The 10,800-nt window shown below is 69.5% G+C and carries 12 protein-coding genes and 1 pseudogene; 4 read left to right on the top strand and 9 right to left on the bottom strand.

Annotation, left to right across the window (positions count from 1 at the left end; all coding sequences use genetic code 11):
• Nucleotides 1-164 precede the first annotated feature (164 nt).
• Nucleotides 165-716: a hypothetical protein gene (locus tag P1P75_RS19825; RefSeq protein WP_319257164.1), complete on the top strand. Its 552-nt coding sequence runs from the start codon at nt 165-167 to the stop codon at nt 714-716.
• Nucleotides 717-938: 222 nt separating this feature from the next.
• Here P1P75_RS19825 and P1P75_RS19820 read toward each other — a convergent pair whose 3' ends face one another.
• Nucleotides 939-1,214 (bottom strand): hypothetical protein, encoded by a 276-nt coding sequence (locus P1P75_RS19820; protein ID WP_319257163.1) that lies wholly within the window; start codon nt 1,212-1,214, stop codon nt 939-941.
• A gap of 75 nt (nt 1,215-1,289) precedes the next feature.
• The gene (locus P1P75_RS19815) at nt 1,290-1,724 is read right to left on the bottom strand and encodes an ATP-binding protein (RefSeq protein WP_319257160.1); all 435 of its coding nucleotides are present in this window, start codon (nt 1,722-1,724) and stop codon (nt 1,290-1,292) included.
• 199 nt (nt 1,725-1,923) lie between these two features.
• On the opposite strand from P1P75_RS19815, the gene P1P75_RS19810 reads away from it, so the two are divergent.
• Nucleotides 1,924-2,775 (top strand): helix-turn-helix transcriptional regulator, encoded by an 852-nt coding sequence (locus P1P75_RS19810; RefSeq protein WP_319257158.1) that lies wholly within the window; start codon nt 1,924-1,926, stop codon nt 2,773-2,775.
• A 10-nt stretch (nt 2,776-2,785) separates the two neighbouring features.
• The gene (locus tag P1P75_RS42045) at nt 2,786-2,971 is read left to right on the top strand and encodes a DUF397 domain-containing protein (RefSeq protein WP_369076340.1); all 186 of its coding nucleotides are present in this window, start codon (nt 2,786-2,788) and stop codon (nt 2,969-2,971) included.
• Here the strand turns inward: P1P75_RS42045 and P1P75_RS19805 are convergent.
• Nucleotides 2,891-3,589 (bottom strand): annotated as a pseudogene (locus tag P1P75_RS19805) (endonuclease/exonuclease/phosphatase family protein); the annotation flags it as partial. The gene P1P75_RS42045 and the pseudogene P1P75_RS19805 overlap by 81 nt on opposite strands.
• 86 nt (nt 3,590-3,675) lie before the next feature.
• Between P1P75_RS19805 and P1P75_RS19800 the strand changes: the two are divergent.
• Nucleotides 3,676-4,068 (top strand): nitroreductase/quinone reductase family protein, encoded by a 393-nt coding sequence (locus P1P75_RS19800; protein ID WP_319257154.1) that lies wholly within the window; start codon nt 3,676-3,678, stop codon nt 4,066-4,068.
• Between the two features lie 35 nt (nt 4,069-4,103).
• Here P1P75_RS19800 and P1P75_RS19795 read toward each other — a convergent pair whose 3' ends face one another.
• The 6 genes from P1P75_RS19795 to P1P75_RS19770 form a co-directional block, all read right to left on the bottom strand.
• Nucleotides 4,104-5,597 carry an aldehyde dehydrogenase family protein gene (locus tag P1P75_RS19795; protein ID WP_319257152.1) on the bottom strand — a complete coding sequence of 498 codons (1,494 nt, stop codon included), beginning with the start codon at nt 5,595-5,597 and terminating at the stop codon, nt 4,104-4,106.
• A complete protein-coding gene (locus tag P1P75_RS19790) occupies nt 5,594-7,324 on the bottom strand; it encodes a D-aminoacylase (RefSeq protein ID WP_319257149.1) in 1,731 nt (576 codons plus the stop codon). The genes P1P75_RS19795 and P1P75_RS19790 overlap by 4 nt, the downstream gene beginning before the upstream one ends.
• A 71-nt stretch (nt 7,325-7,395) precedes the next feature.
• Entirely contained in the window at nt 7,396-8,517 is a 1,122-nt protein-coding gene (locus P1P75_RS19785; protein ID WP_319257148.1) for an LLM class flavin-dependent oxidoreductase, read from the bottom strand.
• A gap of 96 nt (nt 8,518-8,613) precedes the next feature.
• The gene (locus P1P75_RS19780; protein ID WP_319257146.1) at nt 8,614-9,384 is read right to left on the bottom strand and encodes an SDR family NAD(P)-dependent oxidoreductase; all 771 of its coding nucleotides are present in this window, start codon (nt 9,382-9,384) and stop codon (nt 8,614-8,616) included.
• A gap of 106 nt (nt 9,385-9,490) precedes the next feature.
• Complete coding sequence (locus P1P75_RS19775) at nt 9,491-10,111, bottom strand: hypothetical protein (protein ID WP_319257144.1); 621 nt, start codon at nt 10,109-10,111, stop codon at nt 9,491-9,493.
• Nucleotides 10,112-10,166: 55 nt separating this feature from the next.
• On the bottom strand, nt 10,167-10,757 hold the full coding sequence (locus tag P1P75_RS19770; protein ID WP_319257141.1) for a hypothetical protein: 591 nt from the start codon (nt 10,755-10,757) through the stop codon (nt 10,167-10,169).
• Nucleotides 10,758-10,800: the final 43 nt, after the last annotated feature.

Raw genomic sequence — 10,800 nt, 5'->3', positions numbered from 1 at the left:
GAGACGACACTCGGGCCCTCAACCTGCCCAGCCTCAGCCCACAGCACGAAAACGGTCCACCGACTCCGTCGGCGGACCGTCACGCAAGATCGAGGCTAGCTCTCACCAGCGTGTGGCGCTCCTCTCCGGAGGCGGCGCCACACGGCACACCCGACTGGAGCCCCATGCGCGCACGCCACCCTTCCGTCCTCGCCCTTCTCCTTTCTCTCATTGCCCTTACCGGAGCCTGTACGGAGCGGAAGCAAGAGCCCGAGGAACCCGGGAACGGAGAGACCCCATCCGCATCGCAGGCACCGACCTGGGATGGCAAGGAAGACCAGGAAGAGGCAATGGAACGGGCCACTCGCGCCCTGAACGCAGTCGAACTCGACAGCACCTCCCGCGAGGACTCGGGCACAGCATCCCTGGCAAAGGGTCTGAACAGGACGTTTACGACGCCGGGTGATAGGCCCTATACATTCGACATCGCTTGCCAGACCCCCGCGCCGAACACGCTCACAGTGACCCTGATACGGGGCGAGACGGAGAGCGAATGGGAGCTGGAATGCGGCGACCGTGAGGCGGACCAATTCAACGTCCCGGCAGGCGCCCCCGTCACCGCTCGGATCACACCACCGAACCGGGACACCGACGGCATCGTCCTCTGGCGACTCAACACCGTCGCCGCCGAGGACGTACAGGACTGCGAGGACGACATCACGGGGTGCGAGAGCTGAACATCATTGGCAAACCAAGGACCTGATCCCAGCTTGTGTGGACGGTGGCCGCGCGGTCCGCATGCTGCTGCTTCTCCACGTTGACAGCGGTCGCCGGAAGGCTCGGTCTCCTGGCAGTGCCAGGACGTCCTCACCGGCAGCGGGTGTCCATCGCGTCAGGCGTACAGCGGCCTCGGGGCAACGGCACAGCGGTCAGCGCTAGCGGGCGAGGTCCGACTCCGTTCACGTACCGCCGCCTTCGGCCCGTGCGTCCTCCAGAACAGCCATGATCTCCGGCGAGTTCCTGATCAGCATCCGATGCCGGTAGGCCCGGACGACGGCTGCGGCGCCCTCGAAGTCGTTCGTGGGGGCCGCTCCTATGGCAGCCGCCAGTTCCTCCTCGAAGCGCTCCCGGTCGCCAGGAAAGCCGTAGCGGCTGAGCGCACCCCGCAAGTCGTCCACCGTGCGGATCTCCGGGAGGGGCATCGCTCCCCAGCCGTGCTCGGGCTGTGCGCTCACGATCTGCTCCTGGTGGGAGGGCGTGGCTCCGACTTCCAGTATGACCGTGCCCGTACGGCACGGGCGGCTCACGTTTCACCACGCCGCCCCGCCCCCGCAGTCCGCCCACAACAGCTTGCCGCCCTTCGACTCCCCCAGGTGTCCGAGCACGGACACTCCGACCTCGTCCGCGCAGGCCCGTACCAGGTGCAGGCCCCTGCCGTGTTCGGCGTCCGGGGGCGAGGTCCCCTTGTCCTGCGAGAAGCCGGGCGGGACCCTCGGGTCCGTGTCCCATACGGCGACGCGGACCCGGCCGGGCTCAGGCGACAGGACCCTTAAGGCGTAGAGGCCGGTCGTGTGGCGGTGCGAGTTCGTCAGCAGTTCCGCGGCGAGCAGCTCCGCGGTGCGGGTCAGCTCGGGCAGCTCGTGAGCGGCGAGGATGAGACGCAGGGCGCCCCTCGCGATACCCGGTGCGCGTGGATCTCGCGGGAGGTGCAGGGTGTAGTTCCAGGGCGGGGATACGGTGGCCATGAGAAGTCTCCGTTCACTGAGGGGAGTTGGAAAGGTGCCTGGTGGCTCTGCCGTGGCGTCCCACGGTGCGCTTCCAGGAGGGGCGCCTGAGCAAGAAGGTAGAGCATCGCAAATGTCATTTGCGGGACACGGAGATACTTGTGCTCATTTCCCACTCGGGTGAGCGACCTGATGGAACATGCATCCGGAAGGAATTGACGTGCCGGCAAGACCACCTCTGACGGCCCGGCGCCTCCGGCTCGCCGTGGAGCTGCGCAAGATGCGCGAGCGCGCGGGCATGACGGCGACCGACGCCGCGCGCACGCTGGGTACAAGTCAGGGCCAGCTCAGCAATGTGGAGTCAGGCCGGTTCGGGGTGAGCCCCGAACGCATCAGGTCGCTTGCCCGCATCTACTCCTGCCCTGACCAGGCATTCGTGGATGCCTTGGTCGGGATGGCGAGCGAGAAGACACTCGGCTGGTGGGAGTCGTACCGGGAAGTGTTGCCCTCGGGGCTCCTCGACCTCGCCGAACTGGAACATCACTCCATCGCCATACGGACGGCATACACGTCCCACATGCCGGGTCTGCTGCAGACTGCCGATCACGCGCGGGAGATCTTCAGCCACGTCATCCCCACACCTACACCGCCCGAGGTCGAGCACCGCGTTACCCATCGGGTCAAGCGGCAGGGCGTGCTCTACAGCGCCGACCCAACCCCGTACAGCACAGTCGTCCACGAGGCAGCCCTGCATATGGGGGTCGGTGGCCGGGACGTGGCCCGAGCCCAGTTGCGGCACCTTCTCGACATGAGCGAACGAGAGCACATCGCCATTCGTGTGATCCCGTTCGGGATCGGCGCGTTCCCCGGGTCGGGCCAGTCCATCAACTACTTGTACGGCGCCGTACCCCAGCTCGACACCGCTCAACTCGACCAGTTCCACGGCCCGCTGCTGCTCGACGCCGAGGCACACCTCCAGAAGTACCGGAACCTTCTCGACATCGTGGAGATCACTGCCCTCAGCGCCGAGAAATCCCGGGATCTGATCCACGCCGTCGCCCAGAGCCTCTGAAGGAGCCGACATGACCCCGCCAAGCTGGCAGAAGTCGTCCTACTGCCAAGAAGGCGACGCCTGCGTCCACATATCCGCCTCCCCCGCCACCATCCACCTCACCGAGTCCGCCCATGCCGATGTGGATGTAGTCGATACGCGCGCTGGGCATGCCGCCCGCCGCCACAGACGGGTTCGCCGCGTCCCAGGTGGCTGACGGGGCCGTCGGGTCGGCGTACTCCCAGGCGTCGAGGAACACCTGGCGGGGGACGGGCGGGGCCGTCCTGTGGCCGCCGAAGAGGCGGATCTCGTCGGAGTCGGGCCAGGCGTTGAAATCGCCGGTGACGACGGGTGGGAACGGGGTGCCGTCGCGGTGCCGGGCGATGAACTCGGCGAGGGCGGTGACCTGGCGGCAGCGCACCGCGGAGGCGTGGAGCTGGGACGTGAGGTGGGTGGTGAAGAAGGGGATGTCGTGGTCGGGCGCCGCGAGGCGGGCGTGGAGGGCCAGGCGGCCGTCGGCGACCTCGGCGGGCGCCGGGAGGGGGAGGACGTCCTGGGCCACCACCGGCCAGCGGCTGAGTACCGCGTTGCCGATTCCCACCGACGCGTCGCCGATCCGCCGCTGCCACCGCTCGGGGGCGTGGGACGGCGCCCAGGCCGCGTGCAGTCCCAGCTCACCGGCGAGCCACTCGGCGAGGTTCTCCCCACCGGCGGCCCACACCTCCTGGAGGCCGACGACATCGGGGTCCAGGTCCCGCAGGACCGACAGGATCGCCTTCTGCCGGGCCTCCCACGGTCCGAACCGCCACCACAGGTTCCAGGTCACGACCCGCATCCGCAGCCACCCGTCTTCGTCGCTCGCGCATCCGAGACCATTGAAGCAACAGTTCGAGCCCTTTGTGTGAAGGAGCCGCACCGACGATGTCCCGCCTCAACGACCGCCGATTCCGCGCCACCACCGCCGTCCAGCGCCGTTTCAACCCGCTGCTCCGCCGCCTCCCCTTCCAGACCGTCATCGAGACGACCGGCCGCACGTCCGGGCTGCCCCGGCAGACACCGGTGGGAGGGCGACGTGTCGGGAACGTCTTCTGGCTCGTGTCGGAGTTCGGGGAGCTGTCCCAGTACGTCCGCAACATCAAGGCCGATCCGCGCGTGCGGGTGCGGATCGGCGGACGGTGGCACGCGGGCACGGCGCATCTCCTGCCCGACGACGACGCGGTCGCCCGCCTGCGCGGCCTGCCACGGTTCAACAGCGCGGCGGTACGGGCCCTGGGCACGAACCTGCTGACGGTGCGGGTGGATCTGGACGGGTAGCGGTTGTCAGAGGCCCTGCGAAAGTCAGGAAACGCTCACCCCGGCCACACGAGCGACTGCACCTCGCTGTACGCGTGCAGCGCGTACGAGCCGACGTCGCGGCCGACCCCGCTCCTCTTGAAGCCGCCGAACGGGGCCTCCATGTTGCGGCCGACCGTGTTGATGCCGACGCCTCCGGCGCGCAGGCGGCGGGCGAGGCGGAAGGCGCGTGCGATGTCGCCGGACCAGACGTAGTCGATGAGGCCGTAGTCGCTGTCGTTGGCCAGCGTGACGCCTTCCTCGTCGTCGTCGAAGGGGATGACGACGACGACCGGGCCGAAGATCTCCTCGCGGGCCACCCGCATGTCGTTCGTACAGTCGGCGAGGAGGGTGGGGCGGTAGTGGAATCCCCGGTCCAGCGGCGGGCGTTCGCCTCCCGTCACGACCACCGCGCCCTCCTTGCGCCCCAGTTCCACGTAGGACTCCACCCGGTCGCGGTGGGCCGCCGAGATCAGCGGGCCGACCACCGTGTCCGGGTCGCGCGGGTCGCCGACCTTCAGGCGGCGGGCGTATGCCGTGAGGCCGTCCACCAGGCGGTCGTAGACGCCCCGTTGGGCCAGTACGCGGGTCGGGGCGGTGCAGATCTGGCCGCTGTAGAAGGAGAACGTCGTTCCGATGCCGGCCACGGCCGAGCCGATGTCGGCGTCGTCGAGGACCAGGGCCGCGCCCTTGCCGCCGAGTTCCATGAGCTGGCGCTTCATCGACCTCCCGCACACCTCGGCGATGCGCTGCCCCACCGCCGTGGAGCCGGTGAAGCTCACCATGTCGACGTCCGGGGACGCCACCACCGTCTCCCCCACCTCCACCGAGCGGCCGGAGACCACGTTCACCACCCCGCGCGGCACACCCGCCGCCTCCAGCGCCTCCGCCATCCGGTAGACGGACAGCGGGTCCTGCGGGGCGGGCTTGACGACGACCGTGTTGCCCATCGCGAGCGCCGGGGCGATCTTGCCCGCCGGGTTCGCCCACGGGTTGTTGTACGAGGTGATGCAGGCGACGACGCCGACGGGCTGGCGGACGGCCAGCGCGCCCATCACGCCGGCCCGCCCCATCGGGCCCGCCTCGTTGATCTGCGGCTCGATCGCCCACTCGGCGGGCTCCACGCGCGCGTACCGCCGGAAACGGGCGGCCCCGACGCCGACCTGCATGGCCCGCGCGGTCGCCGTCGTCGCGCCGGTCTCGGCCTGCGCGAGTTCGGCGTACGGCACGAGGTGGCCGCGGATGACGTCCGCCGCCCGCGCCAGCACCGCCGCCCGCTCCCCGGGTGCCGTACGCGACCACGGACCGAAGGCCTCGCGGGCCGCGGCGCAGGCCGCCAGCACCTGGTCCCGCGAGGCCTCCGGCGCCCATCCGACGGTGTCCTCGGTCGCCGGATCGGTCACCTCGTAGTGACCGCCGTCCGGCTCGGCCCACCGGCCGCCGACGAACAGCCGCTGGTTCACCGGATGCCGGCCGTGCTTGTTCACCGGAGACTCACCGTGCTCGTTCACCGGGTGCCCACCGTCCGCGTGTCCCGCCCCGAGCGCAGCACCTTCCCCGGTACGGCACCGGTCACCACGTCGTCGCGGATCGCCGCCACCCCGTTGACCCAGACCGCCCGCACACCGAGCGCCCTGGAGTCCAGCCGCGGGCTGTCGCCGGGCAGGTCGTGCACGAGGGTCGCCGGGCCCGCCTCGATCCGCTCGGGGTCGAAGAGGACGAGGTCGGCGTGGAAGCCCTCCTCGATCCGGCCCCGCCCCCGCAGCCCGAACAGCCGCGCCGGGTCGTCCGTCAGCATCCTCACCGCCTGTTCGAGCCCGACGAGCTTCCGCCCGCGCAGACAGTCCCCGAGGAACCGGGTCGTGTACGGCGCCCCGCACATGCGGTCCAGGTGCGCGCCGGCGTCGGAGCCGCCGAGCAGCACGTCCTCGTGCTGCCAGGTCTCGGCGCGCAGCGCCCAGGACGCGGGGTCGTTGTCCGGCGGCATGGGCCACAGGACCGTACGCAGTTCGTCGGCCGCGCAGATCTCCACCAGGCAGCTGAAGGGGTCCAGGCCGCGTTCCGCCGCGATGTCCTTCACCACCCGGCCGGACAGGCCGCGGTTCGCCTCGCTGTACGTGTCGCCGATGACGTACCGGCCGAAGTCCGCCAGCCGCCGGAACACGCCCGCCTCCTTGGAGTCCGCGCGCCCGAGCAGCTCCGCCCGGACCTGCGGGTCACGCAGGCGGGCGATGCGCTCCGGGACCGGCAGTCCGAGGACCGGGCCCCAGCCGGGGATCAGGTTCAGGGCGCAGAACGTGCCGAGGGACATGTTCATCGGCGTGAGGATCGGCATGGTCAGGGCGACCACCCGGCCGCCCGCCTTGCGTGCCCGCTCGCTCGCCGCGAGCTGCCTGGGCACCCGCTCGGGGACGGACGCGTCGATGGTGAGGACGTTCCAGTTCAGGGGGCGTCCGGCCGCCGCGCTCAGCTCGGCGAACAGGTCGATCTCGGCGTCGCTGAACTGGTCCAGGCAGCCCGCGACGATCGCCTCGATCTGTGTGCCCTCGTGCTCGCCGACCGCCTTCGCCATCGCCAGCAGCTCCGCCGGGCGGGCGTGCCGGGAGGCGACCGGCTGCCCGTCGCCGTCGGAGTGGGTGGAGGACTGCGTGGTGGAGAAGCCCCAGGCGCCGGCGTCCATCGCCTCGTGCAGCAGCCCCACGATCCGCGCGAGCTGCTCCTCGCTCGGCTGCCCGCCGACGGCGTCCGGGCCCATCACGTACCGCCGCAGGGCGCAGTGCCCCACCATGAATCCGGCGTTGACCGCGATCCGCCCCTCCAGGGCGTCCAGGTACTCCCCGAAGGAGTGCCAGCTCCACGGCGCCCCCTCCTCCAACGCCACCAGCGACATGCCCTCCACCTTGGACATCATGCGGCGGGTGTAGTCGGCGTCGTCGGGACGGGAGGGGTTCAGGGGGGCGAGGGTGAAGCCGCAGTTCCCGGCGGCGACGGTCGTCACCCCGTGGTTCAGGGACGGGGTGGCGTAGGGGTCCCAGAACAGCTGGGCGTCGTAGTGCGTGTGCGGATCGACGAACCCGGGCGCGAGGACCAGTCCTGCGGCGTCCTCGCTCGTGCGCGCCGCCCCGGTGATCCGCCCTACGGCGGCGATACGGCCGTCCCTGACCCCGACGTCGGCGATACGGGCCGGCGCCCCCGTCCCGTCGACGACGGTCGCGCCTCGGATGACGTGATCGAACATGGGGGTGCTGCCTCCTCGACTCCGGGGGATCGACGGCGATCGGCGATCGACGGGGGTGCTCGGGCGCCGGCTCAGGCCCCGGCTCGGCGGAACCTCGTGGTCCGGTGCACCGGATCCGTGTCGATCTTCGGGATCACGTGCTCCCCGATCAGCCGGATCGTCTGCAGCGTCTCCTCCTTCGGCACTCCGACCGGGAGTCCGAAGCTCAGCTGGTCGGCTCCGGCCTGCTCCCACCGCTTGCACTGCCGCAGCACCTCGTCCGGGTCGCCGCAGATCAGCAGCTCCTCCTCGACGAGGAGTTCGACGAACTCGGGGGTGTACTCGGGCAGCGTCTCCGGCCACTCGGGGAACCCCTCGGGACGGGGGAAGGTGTCGTGGTACCGGAAGACCAGCGACGGCAGGTAGTGCAGCCCGCCGCTCACCGCGATCCGGATCGCCTCGTCGTGGGTGGGCGCGCAGATCGCCGTCGTCGTCACCATCACGTTGTCGTTGACGAAGTCGCCGATCGGTTCGGCGTTCACGATCGCCGTCTTGTACTGCTCCAGCACCCACTCCATGTCGGCGACCTTCTGGATGCTGAATCCGAGCACCCCGAGCCCCTTGCGGGCGGCCATCGCGTACGACGGCGGCGACCCGGCGGCGTACCACATCGCGGGGTGGCTGCCCCCGTGCGGCTTGGGCAGCACCTTCCTGGGCGGGAGCTGCCAGTGCTTGCCCTGGAAGCCGACGTACTCGTCCTGGAGCCACATCTTGGGGAACTCGGCGATGGTCTCCTCCCAGATCTCCTTCGTGTAGTTCATGTCGGTGATGCCGGGGAGGAAGCCGAGGATCTCGTGCGAGCCGGCGCCGCGTCCGCTGCCGAACTCGAAGCGGTTGTCGGTGAGGTGGTCGAGCATGGCGACCTTCTCGGCGACCTTCACCGGGTGGTTGACCTGGGCGAGCGGGTTGAAGATGCCGGAGCCGAGGTGGATGCGGTCGGTGGCGTGGGCGAGGTAGCCGAGGAAGACGTCGTTGGCGGAGAGGTGGGAGTACTCCTCCAGGAAGTGGTGCTCCGACGCCCAGGCGTACTTGAAGCCGGACCGGTCCGCCTGGATGACGTACTCGGTCTCCTCCATCAGTGCCTTGTGCTCGGCGAGGGGGTCGGTCTCGGCCCGCTTGCCGACGTATCCCTGTACAAAGAGCCCGAATTCCAAGGAGGTTCACCGTCCCCGGTTCCCTAGATATCTGATGTCCCGTCAGATCGCCGACTGTGGCACCGCACGCCGAAGGCGTCAATAGCTGACGACTCGTCAGATGACGGTGACGCCGGCCAGCCAGCCACCGTCGATCACGAACGGCTGGCCGGTGATGTAGGAGGAGTCCTCGCAGGACAGGAACAGAGCGAGCCGGGCCACCTCCTCCGGGCGTCCCACCCGCCCGAGCGGCACCAGCTTGCGGTACAACGCGTCCAGGGCCCGCGCGGTCTCCTCGGTGTCGGCGTCCGGGTCGAGACGGGCCGGGTTGGACATGGGCGTGTCGATCGCGCCGGGGCACATGGCGTTGACACGGATGCCGCGCGGGGCGAGCTCCAGCGCGGCAACCCGCGTCAGCCCGACAATGGCGTGCTTGGTGGCGGCGTACGCGCCCACGGCCGCCATGCCGGTCAGGCCGGTGTAGGAGGCGGTGTTGACGATGGTGCCGCCGTCCGTCATCTCCGGCCCGACGGTCCTCACGCCGAGGAAGCAGCCGACCTGATTGACCCGCACCACCTGCATGAACTCGTCCAGCGGGGTGTCGACGAGGGCGTTGAAGCGCAGAATGCCCGCGTTGTTGACCAGCCCGTCGATCCGCCCGTACGCCCGCTTCACCGCCGCCACGGCATCGGCCCAGTCGGCCTCCTCACCCACGTCGAGATGGACGTACAGCGTCCGCAACTCGGTGGCGAGAGAACTGCCCTGCTCGTCCAGGACATCCGCTACGACGACCCGCGCACCCTCCTCGGCGAAGAGCCGCGCCTCCTGCTCTCCCTGCCCGCGCGCCGCACCGGTGACGATGACGACACGTCCGTCCAGCTTGCCCATCGCGCCTCCTTCGGAAGTGGCGACGGCACGGTAGCTGATGGGTCGTCAGCAATGAAGGGCGACGGCGGACAAGGAGAGGGAAGGGGAGAGGGAGGACCTGTCGGCGTCAGCCGTCCACCCGGACCAGGTCCCGGTACCGGATCTCGTGCTCGATCTCCGGCAGCACGTGAGGCTTGCCGTTCTCGACTATGTAGTAGCCCTTGCCGGGCAGTCCGGCCGCCCACATGATGAGATCGTCGAACGCCGCCCGGGTCTTCTCGAACCCTCGGAACGCGTGCAGCGCGGCGCTCCCCGCTTGGCCCACGATTCCGAAGCTGTCCCTGACCTTCTCCATGGGGTGGTAGGAGTAGCCCGGCACGATCTGCCCCGTCGGGCCGTCCAGCACCTCCGTCCGGCTGCCCTTCCGCTTACCGCTCACCGACCTGAATGTCTTGCCGAGCATCACCCCGGGCAGAAGCGCCAGCGCGAACTCCTCACCCGCGTGCCCGGCGTTCGAGGCGAGGCCGGGGTTGTAGATCACCTCCACCGGGCCGGATTTCTGCAGCGCGAAGAAATGCCGTACTACCGGATTCTTGCCCTGGAGCATTTTGATCATCTGCGCGTGGGGGGCCATCAGGAACTGGACGTCCTCGACGAGGAGCGTGACGCTCACCCCCGATCTCAGCCGGACCTCCACCTCGAACTGATGGTGCGCGGTCATCACACCCGGCTGCCGGCCATCAACCATGGGACGATCCCTTTCCGAGAAGCGGATTCTACGCAGTGGCTTTGCATGGGACTTTTCAGTCCTCGGTCAGGACCTGGTACTTGTGGATCACTGCCCGCCCGCCCTTGACCCGGACGGCGACGTGGTACACGCCGCCTTCCGCATACCTGAGCGAGACCAGGCAGGCCGACAGCTCCGGCTCGCGAAGAAATCCGCTGAGACTCAGCAGACTCTCCTCCACCTGGGCCTGGCGTACGACATGGCGCTTGGCGAAGGCCACGAGCTGGTCCTGGGACAGCTGCTCGGCGGGCTCGGGACCGTCGTCTCCGGCCGGCCGGGCCGGACCGGGCGGGGCGGGCGGGGCAATCGGCGTGCCGTAGCGGTTTCGCCAGGCGCGGCTCAGGAACTTCTGAGCACTGCGTCCCGTTGTCAGGAGCGTCACGATGGCACCCGAAGCCGCCAGATCGCCGCCCCAGTCATGCCCATGGCCGTGACCGCCGGTGTTCGCCGAGACGTCCGCGGTGGCGTCCGAGGAATGGTCACCGCCCGTGGTGTCGCCGAGAATACGCAGGACATCGGGATCGGCATCGCTCACCATGTCCCGTAAAACCTCTGAAGGATCCATTACCACGCCCCCCTGGATCGCAGATGGCTGTTCGATGCCCATCCACCGCTCTCCATAACCGTCGCCGTCTGTCCACCAGAGATCG

The organism is Streptomyces sp. ID05-39B (genome assembly GCF_033794725.1).
Classification (GTDB): Bacteria; Actinomycetota; Actinomycetes; order Streptomycetales; family Streptomycetaceae; genus Streptomyces; species Streptomyces bobili.
The sequence above is the reverse complement of the archived record's forward strand: the minus strand, read 5'-3'. Positions and strand labels throughout refer to the sequence as shown.

Bases quoted from the DNA above. Each gene is read 5' to 3' on its own strand.
- P1P75_RS19770 (WP_319257141.1), bottom strand. From the start codon at position 10,757: ATGGGCATCGAACAGCCATCTGCGATCCAGGGGGGCGTGGTAATGGAT.
- P1P75_RS19775 (WP_319257144.1), bottom strand. From the start codon at position 10,111: ATGGTTGATGGCCGGCAGCCGGGTGTGATGACCGCGCACCATCAGTTC.
- P1P75_RS19790 (WP_319257149.1), bottom strand. From the start codon at position 7,324: ATGTTCGATCACGTCATCCGAGGCGCGACCGTCGTCGACGGGACGGGG.
- P1P75_RS19800 (WP_319257154.1), top strand. From the start codon at position 3,676: ATGTCCCGCCTCAACGACCGCCGATTCCGCGCCACCACCGCCGTCCAG.
- P1P75_RS19780 (WP_319257146.1), bottom strand. From the start codon at position 9,384: ATGGGCAAGCTGGACGGACGTGTCGTCATCGTCACCGGTGCGGCGCGC.
- P1P75_RS19815 (WP_319257160.1), bottom strand. From the start codon at position 1,724: ATGGCCACCGTATCCCCGCCCTGGAACTACACCCTGCACCTCCCGCGA.
- P1P75_RS19825 (WP_319257164.1), top strand. From the start codon at position 165: ATGCGCGCACGCCACCCTTCCGTCCTCGCCCTTCTCCTTTCTCTCATT.
- P1P75_RS42045 (WP_369076340.1), top strand. From the start codon at position 2,786: ATGACCCCGCCAAGCTGGCAGAAGTCGTCCTACTGCCAAGAAGGCGAC.